At 66.7% G+C, this 22,896-nt stretch carries 25 protein-coding genes and 1 pseudogene; 11 read left to right on the forward strand and 15 right to left on the reverse strand.

The features are described from left to right. Window positions 1-40 precede the first annotated feature (40 nt). The 7 genes from GF068_RS41000 (at window position 41) to GF068_RS41030 (ending at window position 7,960) form a co-directional block, all read left to right on the forward strand. Window positions 41-862, forward strand: coding sequence for a hypothetical protein (locus tag GF068_RS41000; protein WP_153825013.1), 822 nt, complete (start codon window positions 41-43; stop codon window positions 860-862). Between the two features lie 1,330 nt (window positions 863-2,192). Further along, the gene (locus GF068_RS41005; protein ID WP_153825014.1) at window positions 2,193-3,266 is read left to right on the forward strand and encodes a hypothetical protein; all 1,074 of its coding nucleotides are present in this window, start codon (window positions 2,193-2,195) and stop codon (window positions 3,264-3,266) included. A gap of 69 nt (window positions 3,267-3,335) precedes the next feature. Continuing rightward, window positions 3,336-4,580, forward strand: a complete 1,245-nt coding sequence (locus GF068_RS41010; protein ID WP_153825015.1) for a sigma-70 family RNA polymerase sigma factor — start codon at window positions 3,336-3,338, stop codon at window positions 4,578-4,580. A 259-nt stretch (window positions 4,581-4,839) separates the two neighbouring features. Then, window positions 4,840-5,412 (forward strand): hypothetical protein, encoded by a 573-nt coding sequence (locus GF068_RS41015; protein WP_153825016.1) that lies wholly within the window; start codon window positions 4,840-4,842, stop codon window positions 5,410-5,412. Next, window positions 5,409-5,789: a helix-turn-helix domain-containing protein gene (locus GF068_RS41020; RefSeq protein ID WP_153825017.1), complete on the forward strand. Its 381-nt coding sequence runs from the start codon at window positions 5,409-5,411 to the stop codon at window positions 5,787-5,789. Before GF068_RS41015 ends, GF068_RS41020 begins: the two co-directional genes overlap by 4 nt. A 538-nt stretch (window positions 5,790-6,327) precedes the next feature. Then, on the forward strand, window positions 6,328-6,825 hold the full coding sequence (locus GF068_RS41025) for a hypothetical protein (RefSeq protein ID WP_153825018.1): 498 nt from the start codon (window positions 6,328-6,330) through the stop codon (window positions 6,823-6,825). Then, window positions 6,818-7,960 carry a hypothetical protein gene (locus tag GF068_RS41030; protein WP_153825019.1) on the forward strand — a complete coding sequence of 381 codons (1,143 nt, stop codon included), beginning with the start codon at window positions 6,818-6,820 and terminating at the stop codon, window positions 7,958-7,960. The genes GF068_RS41025 and GF068_RS41030 overlap by 8 nt, the downstream gene beginning before the upstream one ends. 522 nt (window positions 7,961-8,482) lie before the next feature. On the opposite strand, the gene dndB is transcribed toward GF068_RS41030, so the two are convergent. Further along, a complete protein-coding gene (gene dndB, locus GF068_RS41035; protein ID WP_170319991.1) occupies window positions 8,483-9,631 on the reverse strand; it encodes a DNA sulfur modification protein DndB in 1,149 nt (382 codons plus the stop codon). Window positions 9,632-9,754: 123 nt separating this feature from the next. On the opposite strand from dndB, the gene tnpA reads away from it, so the two are divergent. From tnpA to GF068_RS46740, 4 genes and pseudogenes are all read left to right on the forward strand, one after another. Beyond that, window positions 9,755-10,114: an IS66 family insertion sequence element accessory protein TnpA gene (gene tnpA / locus GF068_RS41040; RefSeq protein ID WP_153825021.1), complete on the forward strand. Its 360-nt coding sequence runs from the start codon at window positions 9,755-9,757 to the stop codon at window positions 10,112-10,114. Next, entirely contained in the window at window positions 10,111-10,470 is a 360-nt protein-coding gene (gene tnpB, locus GF068_RS41045; RefSeq protein ID WP_153825022.1) for an IS66 family insertion sequence element accessory protein TnpB, read from the forward strand. Before tnpA ends, tnpB begins: the two co-directional genes overlap by 4 nt. Window positions 10,471-10,517: 47 nt before the next feature. Next, window positions 10,518-11,672 (forward strand): annotated as a pseudogene (gene tnpC / locus GF068_RS41050) (IS66 family transposase); the annotation flags it as partial. 70 nt (window positions 11,673-11,742) lie between these two features. Beyond that, entirely contained in the window at window positions 11,743-12,165 is a 423-nt protein-coding gene (locus GF068_RS46740; RefSeq protein WP_338046776.1) for an IS66 family transposase, read from the forward strand. Window positions 12,166-12,574: 409 nt separating this feature from the next. Here the strand turns inward: GF068_RS46740 and GF068_RS41055 are convergent, their stop codons facing one another. The 14 genes from GF068_RS41055 to GF068_RS47545 all read right to left on the reverse strand — a co-directional run bounded on the left by GF068_RS41055 (window position 12,575) and on the right by GF068_RS47545 (window position 22,730). Next, window positions 12,575-13,048, reverse strand: a complete 474-nt coding sequence (locus tag GF068_RS41055) for a DUF6884 domain-containing protein (RefSeq protein ID WP_153825023.1) — start codon at window positions 13,046-13,048, stop codon at window positions 12,575-12,577. Between the two features lie 16 nt (window positions 13,049-13,064). After that, window positions 13,065-14,060 (reverse strand): recombinase RecA, encoded by a 996-nt coding sequence (gene recA / locus GF068_RS41060; RefSeq protein ID WP_153825024.1) that lies wholly within the window; start codon window positions 14,058-14,060, stop codon window positions 13,065-13,067. Window positions 14,061-14,194: 134 nt separating this feature from the next. Further along, on the reverse strand, window positions 14,195-14,518 hold the full coding sequence (locus GF068_RS41065) for a hypothetical protein (protein WP_153825025.1): 324 nt from the start codon (window positions 14,516-14,518) through the stop codon (window positions 14,195-14,197). Continuing rightward, window positions 14,518-16,056, reverse strand: a complete 1,539-nt coding sequence (locus GF068_RS41070; protein ID WP_153825026.1) for a YifB family Mg chelatase-like AAA ATPase — start codon at window positions 16,054-16,056, stop codon at window positions 14,518-14,520. Before GF068_RS41070 ends, GF068_RS41065 begins: the two co-directional genes overlap by 1 nt. A 76-nt stretch (window positions 16,057-16,132) precedes the next feature. Then, the gene (locus GF068_RS41075) at window positions 16,133-16,471 is read right to left on the reverse strand and encodes a hypothetical protein (RefSeq protein ID WP_136934498.1); all 339 of its coding nucleotides are present in this window, start codon (window positions 16,469-16,471) and stop codon (window positions 16,133-16,135) included. A gap of 71 nt (window positions 16,472-16,542) precedes the next feature. Next, the gene (locus GF068_RS41080; RefSeq protein ID WP_338046777.1) at window positions 16,543-16,944 is read right to left on the reverse strand and encodes a DUF6573 family protein; all 402 of its coding nucleotides are present in this window, start codon (window positions 16,942-16,944) and stop codon (window positions 16,543-16,545) included. Next, window positions 16,941-18,110 (reverse strand): vWA domain-containing protein, encoded by a 1,170-nt coding sequence (locus GF068_RS41085; protein ID WP_153825027.1) that lies wholly within the window; start codon window positions 18,108-18,110, stop codon window positions 16,941-16,943. The genes GF068_RS41080 and GF068_RS41085 overlap by 4 nt, the downstream gene beginning before the upstream one ends. A gap of 3 nt (window positions 18,111-18,113) precedes the next feature. Next, a complete protein-coding gene (locus GF068_RS41090) occupies window positions 18,114-19,259 on the reverse strand; it encodes an AAA family ATPase (protein WP_153825028.1) in 1,146 nt (381 codons plus the stop codon). Between the two features lie 82 nt (window positions 19,260-19,341). Continuing rightward, window positions 19,342-20,121, reverse strand: a complete 780-nt coding sequence (locus GF068_RS41095; protein WP_153825029.1) for a hypothetical protein — start codon at window positions 20,119-20,121, stop codon at window positions 19,342-19,344. A gap of 258 nt (window positions 20,122-20,379) precedes the next feature. Continuing rightward, a complete protein-coding gene (locus GF068_RS41100) occupies window positions 20,380-20,955 on the reverse strand; it encodes a hypothetical protein (RefSeq protein ID WP_153825030.1) in 576 nt (191 codons plus the stop codon). An 88-nt stretch (window positions 20,956-21,043) separates the two neighbouring features. Beyond that, entirely contained in the window at window positions 21,044-21,331 is a 288-nt protein-coding gene (locus GF068_RS41105) for a hypothetical protein (RefSeq protein WP_153825031.1), read from the reverse strand. Window positions 21,332-21,421: 90 nt separating this feature from the next. Beyond that, entirely contained in the window at window positions 21,422-21,625 is a 204-nt protein-coding gene (locus GF068_RS41110) for a hypothetical protein (protein WP_153825032.1), read from the reverse strand. A gap of 143 nt (window positions 21,626-21,768) precedes the next feature. Next, window positions 21,769-21,933 carry a hypothetical protein gene (locus GF068_RS41115; protein ID WP_153825033.1) on the reverse strand — a complete coding sequence of 55 codons (165 nt, stop codon included), beginning with the start codon at window positions 21,931-21,933 and terminating at the stop codon, window positions 21,769-21,771. Window positions 21,934-22,154: 221 nt separating this feature from the next. After that, a complete protein-coding gene (locus GF068_RS47545; protein ID WP_420814157.1) occupies window positions 22,155-22,730 on the reverse strand; it encodes a JAB domain-containing protein in 576 nt (191 codons plus the stop codon). Window positions 22,731-22,896: the final 166 nt, after the last annotated feature.

The raw sequence follows: 22,896 nt of genomic DNA on the forward strand, positions 1-22,896 counted from the left end.
GGCTCGCGCAGGTACAATGCGTGTGGCCAAGGAGGCCCGGATGAACCTTCATCGCTTCGTCGCCGCGCTCACCTTCACTCTGCTTCTGCCCGCCTTCTTTGCCCTTCCCTCGTGCACAGATGCGGCATGCGCCGACGGCGGCGAGGGCTGCCCGTGTACGACGGGCGTCGAGTGCGGCAGGCCGCCCATGTGCACGGGCTGGATCTGCGACGGCACCTGTCGCAGTTTCAACGAGCGCGTGGGCTTCCGCTGCGTGATGGATTCGTGTCCCGGCCCGGATAAGTGCCCCGGCGTGTGCGACGGCGCGGGCACGTGCATCGGGTGCCTGCAGGACGCGGACTGCAAGCCGGGGCATACATGCGAGGTCGGGAACGTGTGCTCGCGGTGCGATGACGAGGTGAAGAACGGGGACGAGACCGACGTCGACTGCGGCGGCTCATGCCCGCTGTGCCCGGGGACGTGCAACGTGGATGCTGACTGCCCAGGTGGGTACTGTTGGGATGGCCTCTGCGTCCGATGTGACGATGGGATCCAGAATGGGGACGAATCGGGCGTCGACTGCGGCTCTTTGCTTGGCCATTGTCCCGTCTGTACAGGTTACAAGTGCGAAACCGACGAGCAATGCGCGACGGGCATCTGCGCTGCCGTTGGTGTCTGCTGCAAGGTCGTCTGCGATGGCTGCCAGCAGTGCGAGGTCGATGGGGAATGCGTCCCGATCGCCGGTCCCATCCCATGGGCCGACTGCCTCCCCGGACAGCTATGTGGCCTGGGTGGGACCTGTGTGTGGAAGGACGGTTATCCCTGCACGAAGAACGAGGATTGCTTCAACCTCGTCTGCTCGAACGGGATCTGCGGATTCTAGCGCCGGACTCGCTATGGCGGAGGAGTGAGCTCCGGGACGCAGCAGTAGGTGACGGGAGCGCCTGTATACGCCGCGCCGATGACCTCACCCCCGCTGGGCTCGCAGGTACCAGGCTCTGAGAAGATGACCTCGGCCGCCTTGCTCGCGAGCGCCGTGCCCATCGGCAGGTCGACGCACTTCGGGCCCTCGGTCGAGGGCAGAACGAGAACTCCCTGCTCGTTCGTGCAAGACTCATTCGCATAAGCCCGGACCCGTACCGAGCATGCTCCCCCTTGCGGATCGCCGCACGTGCAGGCCGAGCAAACTCGCTGCTCCTCGACTTCCGCCCAACCACCATGTCGGTCCGTCCAGCCCGCTGGACACGATGCCACGGCTCCTAGCCCGTAGGCGACGCGGCAAAGCCTGTAGCCTGGTGGTGGCGGGAGGACGCAGATCCTGGCGATGTCGCAGGTCCCCACGTCGCCGGCCGCGTACTCGATGGCCCTCGTTCGAACCGGCGGTGGGAGAGGCTGCCCCTCGGGCGGTATGGCCGGCTCCGCGATGCACGGCGCGACCATGGGCGGTTCGACCACCAACGATCGAACGCACGGAGCTCCGTCGCACAGAACGCCTGCTGGGATGGGGCTCGACGAGGAACAACTCCCGTCCCAGTCGGCAGGAGGATCGAAAGGGGTGAGGGTGGACAGCGAATTGTCTTGACAAGCGGTCGACTTTGCGTTGCACGCGCTCGGCAGGACGCACCCCACGGAGGGCGCCACGCAGGAGCATATCGGGCACGAAGGTTCAGCGAACGCGACGTCCACCCAGCTCTCGTAGGGCTCGGCAGGAAGTGGCGGCGGCGGAGGATCCGTCTCCTTGCCGAACCACACGTACGACGGGTGCCGGTTGAAGCCACCGCTGCCTGGCGTGATGCAGTCTCCAGGGCACGTCGCTCCTGGACCTCCATCATCTTCGCCCGCATCGACCTCGGCGCCATCGCCGGCATCCACCTCGGCATCATCGCCAGCATCGGGCGGGCACGCGTACTTCTCCCCTGCCGGGCCGCAGCACGGGACCTCTTCCTGCGCGTCGTTGTAACAGACGCTGACGAGCTCGATGTTGCCGTCGCAGCTCTCTGCGTCACATGCAGCGAGCCCGAAGGTGATCAACAGGCCGAGGTACGAGGCGAAGGTCTTGAAAGAGCGCACGCGGTAAAACCTAGCCTCCGCGCCTGGACTCCGTCAACGTTCGGACAAACCAATCGTAAGCGCAGCCGCGTTCCGCGAACGCTTGCGCCTCGTGCGCCCCACGGGCATGCTCCGCGCCAGGGACAAACCTGGTCATTCAGGTCATGCGCGACTCCACTCCACGCCCTTGCAAGGCGCGCCTTCTCCTCGTCGCGGCGCTGCTCTGCGGCACCTCGGAGGCGGCGGCGCAGCCACCCCAGGTGCTGCCGTGGCGCCTCGACTACGCCCCCGGCCCCAACGCCCCGAAAAACTGCCCCGACAAGAGCTACATCCAGGCCGCCCTCGCCACGAAGCTCAAGGGGCAAGACCCCTTCACCGACGACGCGTCGCGCGCCATCTCCGTGAAGTTGGTGCTCACGCCGCAGCGAATCGAGGCGCACATCGAGGCGCAGGACGAGAACGGTGAGATTGTCGCCGAGCACGTCACCCAGGCGGAATCGTGGCGCTGCGACCAGCTCGCCGATCGCATCGTCTTCTACCTGCGCGACATCATCGACCCACTGACGATCCCGCCCGCGGCCCCGGCAGCTTCGAGCTCGTCTGCAACACCCGCGCCTTCCGCGCCTTCATCCGCCGCTCCGCCCCCATCTCCCTCGACTCCTGCTCGCGTCGAGCCGCTTCAACCTGCAGGGGGCCCCTTGGCACCCAAGGCCGCAGCGCGCTCGGCGGGGCAGCCGCAGCTCGCCATCTACGCGAACATGGGGGCTGCCTGGTGGAGCGCCCCCGAGACCGCCTTGAGCCTCGCGGCGGGCATCGAGGCGCGGTGGAACTGGCTCTCCATCGGTCTCGAAGGGCAGTACGACCACGCCTGGGCCTTGCCGACGAAGCAGGACGTCGATGCTGAACGCGCGGGTGTGTCCGCACTGGCGTGTGGGCGTCACGCTCTCTTCTCGTCTCGAACCTTCGCCCGCGCATGCGTCTTCGGCGACGTCGCAATGCTCTCGATCGACGCCGAAAAGGAGAAGAGGCCAGATGCAGAGGACGTCACCATCGACGTCGGCGCGCGGCTCGGCGGGGGATTCTGGCTGGCGCGCTTCTTCGCTCTCGAGCTGTACGGGGACATCGCCTACGTGCCACGCCGGCCGGTGGTCATCGTCGATGGCGAGGAGTTCTGGCGCGCGCCGCGTCTCACTGGCGCAGTCCGGGTCGGCCTGGTTGTTCCCTTCGACATCCGGTGAAGCAGCCGTCGCGCAGAAAGCCGTACGATTTATTGGACGGGTCGCCCATCTCGGCGCGTGTTTGTAGTCGTGCGCCTCCTCCTCCCGTTCCTGCATCACGCCAGCGACGCCTTTCTCCGCTTCTACGCGGCGCATCTCCTGACCGTTCTCGGGATCCTGGCTCGAATGGGCGTGCGCCAGGCGGATGTCGACGACCTCGCGCAGCTCGTCTTCGTGAAGGTCTACAAGAACTTCGACAAGGTCCCATCTGCGGGGGTCGAGGACTGGCTCGAAATGATCTGCAAACAGCAGGCGGCGGAGCACTATCGCCTCTACCGCCACCGCTTCGAGACCCCCGAGGCAGACGCCGGCGTGGACGTGCCCAGCGACGAGAACCCGCACGAGCGCTTCGAGCATCATGAGCTCGATCAGGTCGTCAAACGCGTGCTCCAGACCATGGACGCGGAGCTCGTCGACGTACTCGTCAGGGCCGAGTTCAACGGGGAGTCCCTGCCGAAGATCGCCGCGGCGCTCGGGGTCTCGCGCAACACCGCGCAGGCCAGGCTCGTCGAGGCCAAGGACGTCTTCCGGCGCAGGGTGAAGAAGATATTCGGCCGGGATTTCACGCCGTTCATGTTGCTGCCTTTCGGCCTCGATACTGTCTTCCGCCCGGAGGACCTCACGCCCGACTTCATCGAGAAGGCACGGCACGAAGTCTGGCGCCGCGTCGCCCGCGAGCTCGGCTTCGACGAGGTGCTTCCTCCCGTCCTGGCGCCGAGCCCGTCGCCGCCTTCCGAACCGCCGGCTTCGGGCGAGCGGCTCATCCGAGCGGTCGCGCCCCGGGGCTCTGCGCCTGCCGCTCGGGCCACCGCCAAGGCGGTGCTCGAGCGCATCATCAAGCACCCGCTCTTCCTGATCGGTGTCGGCGCCATGGGCGGGGGTGGCGCGGTCGCGCTCTGGCCCCGCGACGAGCCGCCTGCCGCGCGGCATGCGGTGCCGATGGTACTCTCCGTTGTGGTCGACGAGAGCGGACGTGGGGGAAGCTCCTCTGTCGTCGCGCCCCCGGCCACTCCCGGACCGAGCCCCACCGTGGTTGTCGTCGCGCCCTCGCGTCCCCCTGCCGGCCCCGTGCCTCTCAACGACCCGGAGACGACAAACCTCGAACAAGCCCGGGAAATGCTCTCGCGCGGGCAGTTCGCCGAGGCGCTCTCCACGCTGCGCCAGCATGAACAGGACTACAGGGGCAGTCATCACGCGGCGGTCCGGAACAAGTACATCGCCGCGGCGCTCGAGGGACTGCGGCAAAACGAGCAAAAGAGCAGCAGCCCGCCCTGATAGCCCCTTGCACGCGGGCGTGCACTTTCTTTGGACGGGTCGCCTGCGTCGGCTCGTGTTTAGAGAGTAAGGGACATGCGGCTTCTGCGCCGGGCCATGAGCGCCGCCCATGCGGAGGCGTTTGTCCTTGCAATTCATCATCATCCGCAGACGGCCGCGGTGCAGAGCGCGCATTGGGGTGCGTTCGTCGAGGCATACCACCGCGGTCGCCTGGGGATGGTGATCCGTGCCGGCGACAGCCCCCGTGCTCGGAGGGTACATGGCCACCGAAAACGAGCAACACGACCGCGCCCGTGACGTGGCGGGCATCATCAGCGTCGAGCGGCCCTTCGCCCGCACGCTGGGCTGCGGGGAGGCGCAGCCCGCGCCGAGCTCCACGAGCCCACGCTCGACGACCAGGCCGTCGCCATCGCTGGCAGAGCCGACACAGCCACAACGGCGTCATCGCACGCCCATCGAGGAGGTGAACGACGTGTTCCGGCAGCTCCGCATCCCCGAGCTCGCCGACGTCCTGCTGTTCGCGCAGCGCACCCTCGCGGCGCGTGAGGCAGGCCCGGATCCGTCGGTCATAAGCGAGCTCCTCGCTGCGATGAGCCGGCTTCATCCGGCCTACAAGAACACGCAGGGCGTGCCGCTGCCGATCCTCCGTGGGGCGCTCGTCGCAGTTCCTCGAGCTGCGCTCGAGGCGGCTCTCCTACGAGCAGAGCGCGAGGGCAGCATCAAGCTCGTCGCCGCCTCGCCCCTCACCCCGTTCATCGAGCGGCAGGCGGGGATCCAAGACTCGAAGCGCGGTTTGCTCTACTTCTGCGCTGCTCCCGCCCCAGCGAGATGAGAACGAGCGTGTCTCGCCGCGAGGATCTACACCCGTTTGTCGCCAAGCTAGGTGCACGGATCCGAGATCTCCGCCTCGAGCGAGGGATGTCGCTCGAGCAGCTCAGGAAGAAGACCGGCATCGTCGTGAGCCACCTTTCACTCATCGAGCGCGGACACGTCGTGCTCACCGTAGGCACCGTCGATCGCATCGCTCGCGCGCTCGGCTTGACGCCGATGTTCTTGGTGCTGCTTCCCGAGGAGAGCGAGCTCGAGGCGGTCGTCGAGCGGATGGGCCACATGAACGCCGACAAACTCGCGCGGATGTACGAGCGGGTGTCCGCCTCCAAGAGCCTGCACCTGAAGAAGCCTCGTCCGCGCGGGAGCCACGGCCCGTAGCGAAAGGTTTGTCCCCTCTTGCGGTTTGGCGCGGAACATGCGATCCAGGGTCGCGATGTCCTCCGTGCGTCCGCCTCCCGCGCCGTTCGAGCCCTCGCCTCCGGCCTCGCGAAGGCGGCTCCGATCGGGGCCGGACGCGTTCAGCGTTCTCTCGCGAGACGGTGCCGCCGCGGTCCTGCTTTTCGCCCGTGCCAAACTCGAAGCTGAGCGTCGGCGTGCACCTGGGCTCGTGAACGCATCCCTTCGCGCCTTCGCCTCGGGCATGGAGTCAGCGGCTCGCAGCGTGACCGAAGGGGTACATGACGACGGCGTGTTCATTGCACCGCTCTTCCGCCTGCCCCGCGAGCGTGACGGGGTCCCAGCCTGCCCGACGCTGTCGGCGTTCAAGGCTCGGCTGCTCCAAGCGTACAACCGCGGGCTCCTCGAACTCGCCACGTGCCAGCGCGCCGAGGACGTGAACCCCTTGGTGGTCGCCGCATCTGCGGTTCGTTCCCGACGAACCACGTTTCATCTCGTGCAGCGATGGTCGCGTCGGACCATGTTCGCCGCGCTCGACGACGTCGTCGGGGCGCTCTCTCCCAAGGCATACGCCGCCGCAAAAGACTTCGCGCGCAAGGTCCACGAGGATGAAAAGCGCCGCGAAGGGCGCCCCCGCTTGCTCACGCTGCCGCTCGACGCTTTCGCCGCCCGCGTGCAGGCAGTCGTCAATGAAAGCTCGCACGACGCGCTCATCGTGGAGCTGTTCCGGGAGCTCGATGACCGCGGTGAGGTGACGGGGCTCGGCCTCTCCGCGTTCAAGGCTCGGCTTCGCGGTGCGCATCGCACGGGCCTGCTCACGCTGCACGCCTGGCAGGTGAAGGATGGTGTGGAGAACCCGGCCATGCAGGCGTCCGTGGTTGGCCACGAGGGGATGACGCTGCATCTCGTATGCCGCACGGCGGTCCCGTTGCCCATCCCGTGGGGTCGCCCGGCGCCGCTCTTGGTTCCCGTACCGCGCTGGATCGAAGCATCGCAGGGGCGAATGATGAATGAGTGAGTATCAGTATTATGAATTTCAGGCGATCGACAGATCTCTCACCGAAAAGGAGATGGCCGAGCTCCGTTCGTACTCGACGCGTGCCCGCATCACGCCAACGAGCTTCGTCAACCATTACGAGTGGGGGAACTTCAAGGGCGACGAAGACGCGTGGATGTTCCGCTACTTCGACGCGTTTCTGTATCTCACGAACTGGGGTACGCACGTGTTCAAAGTGCGCCTGTCCTCGAAGTTCCTCGACCTCGCCGATGTGCGTCCGTATTGCTCGCGAAACAGCCTGACGGCGCGCAAGAACAAAGACCAGGTCGTCCTGACCTTCACCTCGCAGGATGACGAGGAAGAAGATTGGGACACTGGCGAGGGCATACTGCCGTCACTCATCGCGATTCGTGCGGAGCTCGCCCGCGACGATCGTAGGGCGCTGTACCTCGGCTGGTTGCTCGCCGTGCAAGCCGACGAGTTCGACGATGAGGAGCCGGAGCCGCCCGTGCCGCCAGGGATGGGGCAGTTCAGCGCTTCGCTCGAGGCGTTGGTCGAGTTCCTGCGTATCGACCCGGATCTGCTTCGTGCCGCCGCGGAGACGAGCCCGCAGATGTCGACCCCATCGCCCGGCCGAAACGAGCTGATGGCTTGGCTCGCCACGCTCCCGCTGGCCGCGAAGGACACGTGGCTCGCCCGCTTGTTCGCCGAGGACACGCTGTCGGTGTCGGCGGAGTTGCATCGTCGGTTCGTGCAGGACCACGATCCGGCGAAGGCGAGTCTGGCGGCGCCGCAACGACGAACCATCGGCGAGATTCGCCGTATCGCCGAAAGGCACGCCGTGGAGCGCAGGCAAAACGCCGAACGAGAAGCCGTTGCCGATGCCGACCGACGTCAGCGACAAGCGGCGCGCGAACGGGCGAAGCGTCTGGACGCGCTGGTGGGCAAGGAGAAGCAGCTCTGGCTGGATGTCGAGACGCTCGTCACTGCCAAGCAGTCCAAGAACTACGTTGCAGCGGTGGAGGTTCTGGTTGACCTCCGCGATCTCGCCGCAAGATCGGGAGCGGGGGACTTCGACACGTTGCTGCAGTCTTTTCGGAGCCGGCATGCGCGCAAGGCAACGCTCATGGATCGGATCTCGAAGGCCGGCCTGTAGAGCGTGGTCCTTCGGCTCCCTGTCCTTGCGCGACGACTTTTCTTCGGCTCCCTGCTCTCGCGCGACGAGTTTTCCTCGCCTCCCTGCCCTCGCGCGACGAGTTTTCCTCGCCTCCCTGCTCTCGCGCGACGAGTTTTCCTCGCCTCCCTGCCCTCGCGCGACGAGTTTTCCTCGCCTCCCTGCCTCGCGCGACGACTTTTCCTCGCCTCCCTGCCCTCGCGCGACGAGTTTTCCTCGCCTCCCTGCCCCGCGCGACGACTTTTCCTCGCCTCCCTGCCTCGCGCGACGAGTTTTCCTCGCCTCCCTGCCCTCGCGTGACGAGTTTTCCTCGCCTCCCTGCCCTCGCGCGACGACTTTTCTTCGGCTCCCTCCCTCGCGCGACGGCTTTTCTTCGGCGCCCGGTCTCACGTACTACGGGGCCCAAGGCGCGATCCACGCGGCCTGCTGGACACGCTCAGGACCGGCAGGGGGCTAAAAGCGGACGGTGCAGCCGTCGAGCTGCACCGCCCCTGTCTTCTGCGATCAGGCCGCCGTTGCCCCGGGGACGGCCCGCAGAGCCTCGTCCCCCGGTCTGTCGTCCTTGCCGACCTGCGCCGGCTCGTACCGCCGCTCGTCGATGGCGAGCTCGAGGCCGAGGTGATGCTTGATCAGGTTCGCCGTGAGGATGACGCTCGCTGCGTTCTTCAAGACCCTGCTGTTCACAACCGCGCGCCCCTCCCACCGCCGATGGGCCCGCGACCAGTCGAGCGTCCCGAGCTTCGTCAGCACGCTCTTCCAGTCCTCGCGCCGCTCCCGCAGCAGGGCGTTGCCGACGCGACCGAGGGCCTCGAGCACGACCGCATGCGCGTGCACGCACCGATCTCGCAGCGCAGACGCGCGGATCTTGCCGAGGCCGACCTCGTGCCAGTCCGGCATGACGCGCGTCAGCTCGGTCCAGAACTCGACGGCAATCTGCCTCGCGGTCTCGAAGCTCCCGCTGAAGCCCGCAAGCAGCGCCCTCGTGGCCGCGTGGATGCTCGCAAGCGCGAAGAGCTTGTTCGACCCGCCCGACACCGAAGTCTTCTCCCCATCGGTGAGCTGGTGAAAAAGGAAGACGTCACGCACGACGGCGCGCGTGAGTTTCGCGAGCTCGTCGCGATGGTCGTACAAGAGCCCGAGCGAGTTGTTCGGCCGCACCGCGAACCGGTTCAGGTCCGCGAACCTCTGCTGCGCCTTCTCGAGGCCCGCGTCGACGAACAACGTCACGCAGATGCTCTCGTCTCCGAGCGATCCCCGCCTCTTCCTCACGTACTCCTGCGAGAGCGCCATTGCGACGGCCGCCCGCCGATGCTGCCCATCGAGGACCGCAACGGTCATGTCCCGCGGGATGTAGAGTGTGCCCATGTGGCTCTTCTCGTGACCTGGCTCGAATCGAGGCAGGCCATCGACGGCGCCGACCAGGGCTGGCAGCGTATAGCTCGTCGGATTGCTGGTGATGTAGTCGGCGATCTTCGGCACGCGCGTCCTGCTCAAGACCCGCTGCGCCCGAAGCTCGGGCGGCAGCTTCGCATCGACGGGGGCGAACGGCCTGGAGATATCCCGGAGCCGCACCATGATCGAGTAATACTCGCCACCGGCCTGCACGCCCCGGATCGCCGGGAACGCCCATTCCGACGCAGTGTCGGTCGCCATCGGCGCGGCCGGATCGCCGACCGCATTCTTCTTGGCCCTGATATTCTGTATCCGTCCTGCGACCCCCATCATTCCACATCTGCGTGCATTCGTGCATCTCTCGGGCCTCGAAGGAGGTTCGTCATGGCTACACGGACGACGAGGACCGAGCGCCGGTGGCGGCGCATCGTGGAGGATTGGCGACAGAGTGGCCTGTCTGCGCGGGCGTTCGCCAAGGGCAGGGGCGTCAGTGCTGGGATGATCTACGCGTGGAGCAGCCGGCTGGGAAAGCAGGACGCGTCCCTGCCGACCACCGCCTCGCCGACGACCGCGCCGAAGTTCCTTCCGGTCGCGATCATCGAGGATACGCCCGCAGTTTCGGCGGAGCGCCCGTCCGTGCTCGAGGTCGTCTTGCCGCGCGGCGAAGTCATTCGCGTCTCGCCGGGAGCGGACCTCGCCCAGCTCGGCCGCGTCGTCGCGGCCCTGCGCGGAGGTGCAGCGTGATTCCGGCACGAATGGCGATCTACGTCTCGACCGAGCGGCTCGACTTGCGTCGTTCGTTCGATGGGCTCGCGGGGGCCGTGCGCGAGGTGCTGCGGGAGGATCCGCTCTCTGGTGCGCTGTTCATGTTCTTCAACAAGACAGCGGATCGGGTGAAGATCCTCTGGTGGGATCGCACGGGGTTTTGCCTGCTTTACAAGCGGCTCGAGCGCGGGACGTTCCGCGTGCCCGAGGGGCTCGAGCCGGGCGCGACGTGCATCCCGATCGAGGCCGCCGAGATGGCCAGGCTCCTCGAAGGAATCCAGCTCCCGCCGGCGAAGCAGCGCATCCGCGCGCTCGATGCGGGTACGGTCAGGTAAAACTTTCCACTTTACAAGACGCCACGGGACGTATATCAGCACGTCCCGTGACAAACCCTGAGCTCGAGGCCAAGGTCGTCGCTCTGGAGAGCCGCCTCGCGGGCACCTCCCGCGAGCGGGACAAACTTCGCCACGAGCGCGACGAATACCGCAAGCTCTACGAGCTCGTTAGCATCGAGCTCGACCGCCTTCGGCGCCACATCTTCGGTCGCAAGGCCGAGCAAGTCGATCCGGCGCAGACGCAGCTCGCGTTGAAGGCCGTCGTCGAGGCGCTCGGCGGGCTCGAGCAGCTCTCCGAGCAGACGTCGAATGAGACGCCGAATGCAGAGACGCCTCCCGAGCAGCCGTCCGGAGAGCGGCTTCCCGACGGCAAAAAGCCCAAGCAAAAGGCGCGCAAGGTCACGCCCCATGGGCGGCAAATCCTGCCCGAGCATCTGCCCGTCGAAGAAATCGTGCTCCTTCCGCCCGAGGTCCAGGGTGAAGAGGCTGCCTCCTTCGTACGGATCGGCGAAGAGGTGAGCGAGACGCTCGAATGGCGGTCCGCGAGCTTCGTGCGAGTCCGGGTCATTCGGCCGAAGTTCGCGAGGAAGGGTAAGCCGGAGGAGGGCGTGCGCATCGTGCCCGCGCCCGAGGCGCCGATTCCGCGCTGCATGGCGGGGCCCGGGCTGCTCGCGCACGTGATCGTGAGCAAGTACGGAAATTCGTTGCCGCTGCACAGGCAGGAGAGGATCTACGAGCGAGAAGGCGTGTCGCTCGCGCGCTCGACCCTGTGCAACTGGGTGGGGGCCTCCACGAGCCTGCTCAGGTACATCGTCGACGCGATGGCCGTGGACGCGAAAAACTCGCATTGCATTGCCATGGACGCGACCGGTGTGCTCGTGCAGGCGAAGGAGAAGTGCCGCAGAGGCTATTTCTGGGTGCTCGTCGCGGACCGAGACCACGTGCTGTTCCGCTTCACGCCGCGTCACACCCAGGACGGGCCGAGAGACTTTCTGCGCGGTTACAAGGGCTACGTCCTCGCCGACGCGCACAATGTCTACGAGCTGCTCTATCGCACCGAGGAAGTGACCGAGGTCGGATGCTGGGCCCACTGCCGCCGCGGCTTCTTCAAGGCGCTCTCGTCGGACAAGGAGCGGGCCCTCGTCGCGCTCGGGTTCATCGGCAAGCTGTACGCAATCGACGCCGACACCAAGGAGCTTTCGCCGGCTCGCCGGACGGAGGAGCGCCGAAGGCTCGCGACGCCCGTGATCGAGGCTCTGCATCTGGCTCGACGTGGAGGAGCTCACGGCATTGCCCAAGAGCCCCATCGGCCAGGCCATCGGCTACGCCCGCAATCAGTGGGTGCCCCTCACGCGATTCCTCGACGACGGCCGGCTGCGCCTGGACAACAACCAATCGGAGCTCGAACTCCGCCGGGAGGCTGTCGGCCGAAAGAATTGGCTTTTCGTCGGCAGTGACGAGGGCGCCGAATGGAACGCCATCGCCGTCTCGCTCATCGCCTCCTGCGAGCTCCACGGCATCGAGCCCTGGGCTTACCTGCGAGACGTATTGATCCTCCTGCCCGATTGGCCCCGCGACCGCGTCCTCGAGCTGTCGCCCAAGTACTGGAAGCAAACCCTCGAGCAGACTGACGCTCGTGAGCGGCTCGATCGGAGCCTCTGGAGCCGCGTCCAGCGTCCGCCGGCCTCGACCTGACCGCGTACGCGAGCCATCCGAGGTGGTCTTCGGAGCCGCGCCATCCTCGGCGCGGGTTCGGCGGACACGTACATTCCGTGCGCCCTTCGATGGCTCACTCGTCGTCGGCGCCATCTCCCCGCTTAGATTGGACGGTCCGGTCAAACCGCGACGCCGCGAAGAGCGTTCTCCGCCCCCGGGCCGAACGGCGGACGCATCGGCGCCCTTCCCATCCGCGCTCCGACCGCGCGCAGAACCACGCTTTCTCACGGGCTTCGGGCGAGCTGAGTCCCCCTGGGGTTCATCCACGACGAACTCGTCATGCTGCTGCCGCATCGAGGGCGAAGACTACGCGGCTGCACCGAGGTGCGCCATGATGCGAGTGGCCGAACGGATACGATATTCTTCGCCTTGGTCATTCAGAACCTCGTCACGCTCGTTTTGGTTTCGAACCTTCCGGCGTATGCGCCTTCAGCCACGCCACCCGTGCCCCGCATCCCCGAATCCCACGCAACGGCTGCTCCGGCCTCGGAAGGTTATGCCAATGCGCTCCATGCACGAGCGCATCGGCATACACCTTCCCGGCCAGGATCACGAGCTGCGGAGGCACGCTGAACGACGGCAACACTTCACCGACCGTCCGCGCGCCCCAATCTTCGCGCTCGCTCTTGCGGAGTTTCCGGAGGTTTCGGTCGTACGGCCGAAGCACGGTCTTCGGAGCGACCGCGCCGTAGAAGGCGGAGACGATGATCACAGCGCCACACGTCTTCTCGGCATATTCGTAGGCCGCTCGAAACAGCGCCGACGTGTAGAACTCCTTGGCCAGCGCAGGCCTCTTGCTCTTCAACGCTGAGCACCCCACGAGTGCGACCCGTGGGGCGCCCGGCTGTTTCTCCGTGAACATCCGTGCGACCTCGCTCCTACTCGGCGGCGACGCGCGTATCCTTCGCCGCCTCGACTGCGGCCCGTATTGCCGCGCCAATGGGCCCCTTGAGCGCCTCCCTGGCGCGCTCCCTTCCCTGCCCAAGCGATTCGCCGTTGAACGAGATGTATGCCCCGCTCTGCTTGAGCACGCCGAGCGAGAGACCGACGTCGATGAGATCACCGGCCGCGTCGATTCCGAGCCCCCAGCGAATGTCGAACTCCGCCTCCCGGAACGGAGGCGCGCATTTGTTCTTCACGACCTTCACGCGCGTCTTCGCGCCGACCACCTGGTCCCCGAGCTTCAGGGGCCCCACGCGGCGGACGTCCAGGCGCACGCTCGCGTAGAACTTGAGCGCATTGCCGCCCGTGGTCGTCTCGGGACTGCCGAAGACGACGCCGATCTTGTGCCGGAGTTGGTTGATGAAGATAAGCAGCGTCTCGGCCCGGTACGCGATGGCCGTGAGCTTGCGCAGGGCTTGGCTCATCAGCCGCGCCTGGAGGCCCATGTGCGCGTCACCCATGTCGCCCTCGATCTCGGCCTTCGGTGTCAAAGCCGCGACCGAGTCGATGACGATGACGTCGACGGCGCCGGAGCGCGTGAGCGTCTCGACGATCTCGAGGGCCTGCTCGCCATTGTCCGGCTGCGAGACGAGCAGGCGGTTGACGTCGACGCCGATGTTGCGTGCGTAGTTCGGGTCGAACGCGTGCTCGGCGTCGATGAACGCGGCGATGCCCTTCGCCTTCTGCGCCTCGTAGAGCGCGTGCAGGGTGAGCGTGGTCTTGCCCGACGACTCGGGCCCGTAGATCTCCACGATCCTGCCGCGCGGATATCCTCCGATCCCGAGGGCGGCATCGAGCGCGAGCGAGCCCGTGGGCAAGACGCGCACGCCGCGATCCGGATTGTCGTCCCCGAGGCTCATGATCGCCCCCTTGCCGTACTGTTTCTCGATGGCCTGCAGGGCGCCGCGGAGAGCGCCGTTGTTCTGCTGCATGGTCGTTGGTCCACAAAAGAAGAGCGCACCTCCCCGAGAAGGTGCGCCTGTCGAAGCTCCCAGGAGCCGCCATTCGCGGCGCATCTGGGCTCGGGTGCTTATTCGTGCGATGTCCGGAGGCAGCGCCGTGGTTGTTATTCCTGCTTTCGCTCGCGGCTCGCGTGCGTGGTCAGCCGCTCGAGGAGCGCGAGGGCCTCCGGAATGCGATGATCGCGACGCAGGTCGTCCAGGAGGTCGTTCACGAGGTCGAGGAGCTGGGGAGCCGCCGCGATGAGCTCGGCATCCGCCTCGATGACCTCCGCGACGAACAGTCCGTTCTGATCACGGATGATGGCCCTGCCTTCCGAGCACGAGGCGATGTGCCAGCGATCCTCCGAGGGGATGGTGGGCCTCGCCTTCATGCCCGGTTCGGTCGGAGGGCCATCGTCGACTTCCTCGGGCTCTTTGGTGCCGGTCATCAGCCACGCCCGAAGACAGGAGCGAGGAGAACGGCCTCGGCTACGTGCGGCGCGCGGACGACCTCGCTCCCGTCGAGGTCAGCGATCGTTCGGGCCACGCGGAGCACCTTGGTCCGGAGGCTGGCCGACAGCCCGAGACGCTCGACGGCCTGCTCCAGGGTCCGCTTGCCCTGCGCATCAGGCACAGCGATACGCCCGAGCTCGCGGTCGTTCAACGTGGTGTTGAGCGAGGAGGCGACCTTCTGCCGCGCCCCGCGCGCATGCTGGATCGTTCGTGCTGCAACGACCCGGTTCCGCACCGTCTCGCTGTTCTCGCCCTTCGCCTTGCCCCCGAGCTGCGCGACGTCGACAGGCGGCACCACGATCTGCATGTCGACTCGCTCGAAAAGCGGCCCGTGCACTCGCTCCCGATGACGCCGGATCTGCTCGACGGAACATGTGCACCGCCGTTTCGCGTCCCCGTAGAATCCGCAAGGGCACGCGTGCGTTGCCAGAACCAGGAGAGGACGCGCAGGGAAAACCGTGCGGCTCTGCCCTCGGATGATGACCGCTTCTCCGTGAGCGAGCGTTGTCTCCAGCAGAGCGAGCGAACTCCGACGGAACTCCGGCAATTCGTCGAGGAACAAGACGCCGCCGTGGGCGAGGGACACCTCCCCGGGACGCACGGGCTCTCCTCCTCCGACAAGTCCTGCCGGAGCCACCGAATGATGCGGTGCCCGGAACGGCCGGTTCGTAGCGAGCCCCTGCTCCGAATTGAGCAATCCGGCGACGGAGTGGATGCTCGTGACTTCGAGCGCCTCGTCCGCGGACATCGGGGGCAGGATCGTGGGGATGCGGCGCGAGGCCATCGTGATCCCAGCACCGGGCGGGCCGACGAGGAGAATCGAATGCTGGCCCGCCGCCGCGATCTCGATCGCTCGCCGCGTGGAGGCCATCCCGCGCATGTCCGACAGATCGAGCGCCGCAGACTGCTTCGGTCGGAAGGGCAAGCTCGCGCGCTCGAGTTCGCAGGCTCCTCGCAGGTAGTCCTGCACGGCATCCAACTTCCCCGCCACACGCACGTCGAGCTCCGATGCGCTCGCAGCCTCCGCGAGGTTGGCACGGGGCACGATCGCATGCTGGATCCCCTTGCTCGCCACACCCCGCAGCGCCGGCAGCACCCCACGAACGGGCCGCACTCCCCCCGAGAGGGACAGCTCGCCGAGCACGACGGCGCCCGGCAGCGTCTTCTTCTCAAAGGCAAGAATCACTGCTGTCGCAATGGCCAGGTCGAAGAACCCATCATTCCGAAGATCTGCGGGGGAGATCTTGACCGTGATGTTGTAGCCGTCGAGCCGCACGCCGACTTGCGCGAGAGCGGAGCGGACGCGTACCTTCGTCTCGCGCAGGCTCACTTCCGCGAGACCGACGAGCTGAAACATGCTCGCGCCCGTCTCGATCGTGACGACGATGCTCACGAGCGACGCGACGAGACCCGTGAGCGAGATGGAAAGCACCTCGCTCCGGAGGCACTTCTCCGATTGGGGATGCTTCCCCATATCGACTCCCTTCGGATGATTGATTGTGCAAAGGAAGAAGCGGGCCCGGAGGCACATGCCCCCGGGCCCATTTCGATCAGAAGACGCCGGACTCCGGACCCGTCCCCGGGTTCACGGGCTCGGCGCCCTCGGGCGGCTCCTGCCCGCCGAGCTTGCCCTTCTCGATGGCGCTCCGCAGCGCGACGGCCACGTTCGGCATGATGAGCTCGACCTCCTCGGCGAAAAATTCCGTTTCCGCCCGCGTGAGGCGCACGCCCCGCCACTCCTTCCGCCCGCGCCGCTTGTCCGCCGGCAGCTCGTCCTCGTGGATGTAGACGTGCCCGTCGCTGGCGAGCGCGAACGACGCCATGCACTCTTCCACGCGGTCCTGCTCCTCGGTCTCCGCGTTCTTCGTGGGCGACTGCTTGGACGACATGTGTCTCCCTGAAAAAGCAAATGCGGCGCACGGGAGAACCGCACGCCGCATTCTTGTTGTTGGTTTGTCGCTCAATCCTCTTCGGGCAAGAGGATCGTGATGACCGCCTCGCCATCGTCGCCGGGCCCGATGATGGCCTTCAGGTCGACGAGGGACGGTTCGATCGCGTCGGTGACGACATACAACTTGTACCGGATCTCAGCTTCATCCGGCCGTTGCAGGGCGGCGCAGCGGAACATCCACAGGATGTCCCAGAGCCTGCCCGTCGTATCGTTCCCCGCCTCCTCCGCGGCCGGTGACAGCTCGACGTACTTCTCCCAGACGGAGCGCGTCAGCGCCACCGGCGCCTTGATCCCGGCCTGCTTCGCGAGCACGGTGACGTCGACGAGCGTGCCGTCTTCGAGTGCCTGCGCGCGATTGTAGGCCGCAATCAGGATAAACTCTACACCGACATCATCATCTTCGTCGCTCACGTTGCCCCCGCGAGCAACGTGATACTCGAGCCCTCGGTCATCGCCTTGTCGTTGAGCTCGGTGTATTGCGCGGCCTTCTTCCGGAGCGGTGAGTCCTCCGGGATGGAGCACTCGATCGCCACCGTCCAGAGCCGCGCGCCGATGCTCGCCGCCGCGTCGACCGACTTCTTCTGCTCCTCCTCGTTCCGGTCGATGCCGTCCGTGACGAGGATGATGTCGGCGCCGTGCTGGCCCTTCTGCGCGAGCGCCTTCACCTGATCCACCGCAACCCCGAGGGCCAGGCCGATCGCCGTTCCACCGCTGAGGAAGTGCAGGATCATCTTGACGACCCCCGCGCTGTCGTTGGGCTTCACGATTTGAATCACGGTGGACGTCGCGTAATGGACCACCGCCACGGGCCGATTCTCCTCCGAGGCGATGCGGGCGAGCGCCACCGCAGCGGCCTTCGCCCACTCGTTCCGGACTCCGGACATGCTGCCGGATTCATCGAGCGCCAGCACGAGCGGGCCCTTCGACTTCTTCGTCGTTCCCCGGACCGCATACTGCGCAGCCCGGCGAGAGGCGATTCGTTCGAGAGCCACGATCTCGATCTGCGGGTCGGTCAGAAGCACCGTCTCTGCCGGCAGAAGCCGGGCGACGTCATTGCCCTGCTCGACCGAGTACACCTCGCCCGAGACCCCGTGGACCTTGCTCGCGTGGGCGCCGCGGAGCGAAGCGAACATGCGACCTGCCAGCCGAGCAATCCGCTCGACCCGATCCATGTCGTCTCCCGCAGCATCTACTTGCCGGACCTGCGCCCAGGCCGACGAAAGATCCCAGCCGAACCCGTCCGACAGGTGCTTGACCTGCTTCGCCTTCTTATCGAACGTCGCCCACTCCTCGCGGGCGGCGCTTCGTATCTCGAAGGCCGAGGCACCTTCCGGGACATGCTTCCCCGCCTTCCACAAGAGCCCGAACGCGTAGGCCGCGCCGACCTCGTCGAGGGCGAGAAAGGCCATGTACTCGGCGGGAACCGTATCCCGCACGGCCTCGGCAAAAGACCGCGTCGGCGGATCCCGCCCGAGCCCCACGATCGCATTCCACAGGTCGCCGGCCTTCTCCGCGTCCTCGAAGGAAGCCTCCTTGACGCAGAGATGCCGGCGCCTTGCCTGCAAGAACGTGCCCATGGCCTACGGCAGCGCGTAGCGCTTGGAGAGGTCGGCCGTGAGCGCGTCGTGGGCCTTCTTGAGCTCGTCGAGCTTCGGCTGGATGCGGGCATGGGCGCGGCGCGACACGCCGTTCTTCAGTATGTCCTGCACGCGCTTGCCCGCCTCCGTGACCTTGTCCGCGAGCTGGGGCAATGCGGACTGATACGCCGCCGGCTCCGTCGGCCGATTCGCGTATCCGCGGAGCGCCTCGTCCACGATATCGATGGCCTGCGCGACGACGGAGCGATCGACCGTCTGCAGCACGGCGATGACACGCGCCCGATCCTCCGGCTTGTTCCAGAGCCCGTACTTCAGGACGGAGAGGTGATCGAGCTCGACCGCTGGCGCATCGTCGAGCCACGCCGCCGCCTTGAGGACACGGGTGAGCGCGATCCACCGCCGATCCGAGAGGACGAGGCCATCCGCCTTCAGCGCGGTACGGAGCCGGAGCAGCTCCTCGACGGCACGCTGGGGCAGCTCGAGGCGTTGCACGTCTTTGCACGCGGCATCCCACTCCGCGAGAGCGATCTGCGCCGCGGGCTTGTACTCGGGCGGCGCAGCGACGAGCTGCATCCACGTCGCATTTGCCTGCACGTACTCGACCACGTCGCGCAGGAGGAATCGGTCGTAGATCGCCGCGAGGATTTCCTCCTCAGGCAGCTCGTTCGACGCGCCGACGAGAAGCCGCAGGGGAATCGGCTGTCCCTTGTAGAGCCGCTCGTTCATCGCGCTCAAGAACGCATTGAGCACGCTGTCCGAGCCCTTGAAGACCTCGTCGAGAAAGGCGCACTCGACGGCCGCGAGGCGGCCATCCAGGTTCCTCTCCCAGAGGTCGTTCTTGAGCGCCGAGAGCTTCACCGGCCCGAAGTACTCGTCCTCGGTGCCGAACTTCGTGACGAGCGTCTGGAACTTCCGCGCATCCGGAAACGACGCGAGGAACCCGAAGAAGAGCGCGCTCTTCGCCGTGCCCGGAGGCCCGACGAGCAGCGCGTGGCTCTGCGCGAGCGCGGCGAGCAAGATGCACTCGATCGCGTCCTCGCGCTCCCGGAAAGCCGTGTTGAGCCCATCACGCACGGCGCGGAACCGCGCGCGGACGGAGCCCATGTCGATGGAACCGTTCTTTTTCATGTTGTGGAGATCCGCGACTGGTTGAAGCCGCGGCGGCGCCCCGCCTCGGTGTCACCCGAGACGGGGCCGGTTTGTCGTGCAATCAGTCGTTCACGGCGATGGAGAACGACGGCCCACTGCTCCCACCGCCCGAGAGCTGGCGCTGGAAGCTGTCCTGGAGCTCCTTCACCTTCGTGGTGATCTTGTCGGAGACCCCGGCGAGCACGCCGCGGTAGAGCTCGGCCTTGGCGACGAGCTCGTTGCAGGCCTGAACCCGCCGCGAGAGCGCGTCCTGCCGCATGCCGTCGGTCTTGGCCTTCTCGAGGTCCGTGAGGAGCTCGGCGATGTCGGACTCGAGCGCGCTCTGCGCCGCGGACTTCGCGACGGCGAGGTTGTCCGGCGCGTCATGCATCTCGATGGTGAGCGGCTCGACGTGCAGCTCCTCGAGCGCGGGCTTCAGCCGCTTCCACGTGCCGCAGGACGGCGGCGGAAGCAGATAGAGCCCGCCGCGGTTGCGGATGGGCACGCCGGAGAGGGCCTTCACCATAGCGACGAGGACATTCGAGATGTCCCGCGTCTCGCAATGGGTGATGAGGTGGTTCGCGTGCGCGGCGATGTTCTCGGCGTGTGCGAGGGCCGCTTCGAGCCCGGCGCCTCCCTCGGGCGCCAGGGAGACGATACGATTGCCACCGGAATCGACGCGGCACCGCGCGCCGCAGACGACGTTGTCGCCCTTCTCGCCGTCGATCTTGTTCTGGAGGTACACCCCGAACGACGCGGGCGTGTCGACGTTCGGGCGGGAGAACGGCCGGACGAGGATGTTCGCCGGCCGCTTGACCTCGCCGGCGGCGCGGGAGAGCGCCGTGGCGGGATCCATATCCACGATGAGATGCTCGAACTTCTCGGGCTCGAGGAGCTTGCGAGCATCCTCACGGGAGACGTTAATGCGCTCCGTGTTCCATCCGACGATGTCGCCGATATGGCGACCTCCGGCGGCGGCGACACGGCGCTGGGACCGGGAAAGGGTCGAAGCTGCGCTGCTGGTCATGGGATTGTCCGAGGAGAGGACGCAATGCCTTGCAGGCATGCCGTCCGACGAGAGGGCACCGCAGACGTAGTTCGTCGCGGTAATACGATGTCACTACGCGAAGAGCGTCATGTTGACGACTTCATCGCCCAGCGAGACGGGACGCCGCGCTGGCCGCTGCGCCCGGTGCACGCTCGTCCGCTGCGCGGGCGGCGTGAGATACACGTGCAGCCCGTACGCGATGTCGCGCGCGGGCACGTGCTGCGAAAGGAAGTTCAGGCCGCCTCGCCCGTTCTTCCAGCGGAAGTGGAGCCCCTCGGCATCGACCCAGGCAGCCAAGTCGTCATGACGGGAAAGCGCCTCGCCCGCGCTCCAAAGCGTATGGCGCAGCATGCGGACCTCGAAGGCACGTCCGCCGTGAAACGCAATGAACTTGTGCCCCACATCCGCGAGGATGGCACCGAAGAGAATGCTCGGGTCGAGGTGCGCCCGTCCCTCGTGCCACACGGCGGTGCGAGCGAGATGCTCGGCGGCGGAGCAGGCGAGCTGGGCCGCCCGCTCCGCGCGCCTGGCTTCCTGCGCTTCTGCTCGCCTGTGAAGCAGGGCCTCGAGCTTCGGCCCCACTTCACGGTCGGGTTTGCCGACGAGCTGCTCGAGAGCCTCGCGCTCGACCCCGAGGAGAACGGCCACGTGCTCGGACGTCTCCTCGAGATATCGGCTGAGGCTCTTCGTATTGGGCTCCGCGATCCGAAGCGCGCACCGCACCTCTTCGAGACTGCTACGCCGCGGCATGGAGCGGCTCGTGCGGCTCCGGCAGCACGGGCTCGGGCCGATCGAAGTCCGGCGACGGCCCCGGCGCCTGGTCGGGCGCCCGCTTCGCCTGCGTCGCGAGGCTCTTGAAGAACTCCATGTCGGGCGAATTGTTCTTCGCCGCCCGAGCGATTCGACGGGCGACGGTGTACGGATTCATGGAACGCGGCACGCGCAGCTCCGTGATGCCGAGCGAGAGGAACATGCGCCGCTCGGCGAGGGTGGAGTAGCGAAGCGTGCGGCCATTGACGCGCATGGGGATCTCCTTTCCGGAAAACAGAAGGGCGCCCCGGAGCACGTCATTACGTGCCAGCGGGACGCCCTGGTCGACATACGATGAACGCTTTCAGCGATCCCACAACCTGCTGGGCCTCCAGGCCGGCGGCGGCACCTCCTCGTCTTCGTCGAAGAGGTGGCGCTGATGGGGAGGCGGGTACTGGTTGGGGTATTGGGGCGGACCGTATCGAGGCGCGTGCCGCGTCGGCGCATGCCGGAACGCCAGCATGGCCACGGGCCGGTTTCGCTCGACGAAGACGACACCGGTGAACATGGCCCCGTCCTCGCTGACGAGCTCGACGCCCGGGGGCGGGCGTGCCGCCTCCCGGAGCCATTCGAGCGTCTCATCGGCGACGGGGGCGATATCCTTGAGGCGGCGCCGCAGTTCGTCGAACAGCGCCTCGCCGAGGATGTCCCCTACGAGTTGGAGGGCCAGATGGCCTCGGTCACGACCGCGAGCACGACGCCGGCCACGAGGGCGGCGGCGCCTTTCTTCGCCGAATCGTTGGCCATGACGCGCTTGATGAACGAGGCGCCGGGGTTCTCGGGGTTCGACGGGGCGGCATTGGGCGTGGTGGGCATGGTTTCTCCTGATATCTTTCGGATTGGATGGGGACGAGGTGGCCCCTCAGCCCAGGCAGATGGTGATGATCTGCGCGGCCATCATGATGACCGCGGCTGCGATGCGGAGCGCCTTGCTGACCGCCTTGGGGTCGCGGAGGAAGCTTGCGAGACGAGACATCATGGTAACCTCCTGGGTTGTGAGGGGGTTCCTCATGATTCTTATCTCCGCAATTTAGCGGTTATTGCGAGCCCGATTGACTCGACCATTGGTTCGCGACGAACGAACTGAATCGTCCGGATGCAACCACGATGACGTGGTCGACGAGCGGCATTCCAAGCAAGTCCGCGGATTCCTGCACGCGCCGGGTGAGAGCGATGTCCTCGGGCGAGGGGTCCGGATTCCCGCTCGGGTGGTTGTGGACCAGGACGAACCCGGACGCGGCGAGCTCGAGGCCGGCCCGAAGGATGTCGGAAGGCCGAACGGCGAGCGCGTGGAGGCCGCCTCGTGCGATGAGGCGAGCTCCGCGAAGGCCGCCCTGACCGCTGAGCGCGAGGAGGTGCAGCTCCTCGTGCGCGAGCAGACCAATCCGGGGATGGGCCCATATGGCGACATCGTGGCTCGAACTGATTGCCGTAATATGAACTGCATCGACCAAGCGGCGGCGGCCAAGTTCAAGAGCGGCGGCTACGCGCGTAGCCTCGTCCAGGGTGAGGCCGAAGCGCTCAGTTAGGGCGGTGGGGGTAAAGCGGGCGAGCGCATTGAGACTGCCGAGAGACTCGAGGACATGGGCTGCGGCGCCGGGGCGCCCGAGCACAAAGTCGATCAAGTTCTCGTTGGTGGACTGCTCGATGTCCGGAACGTGTCAACGCGAACGAGACAGCGCCGTCGTGAATTCTATGAGGGTGCGGCTACAACAGCGGCAGCTCGCGCCTCGCGTCGCGGCGTCTTCGCCGCGGCGTGAGGCGCACTCTGGTTTCTGG

It is taken from the genome of Polyangium spumosum (genome assembly GCF_009649845.1).
In the GTDB taxonomy this organism is placed as follows: Bacteria; Myxococcota_A; Polyangia; order Polyangiales; family Polyangiaceae; genus Polyangium; species Polyangium spumosum.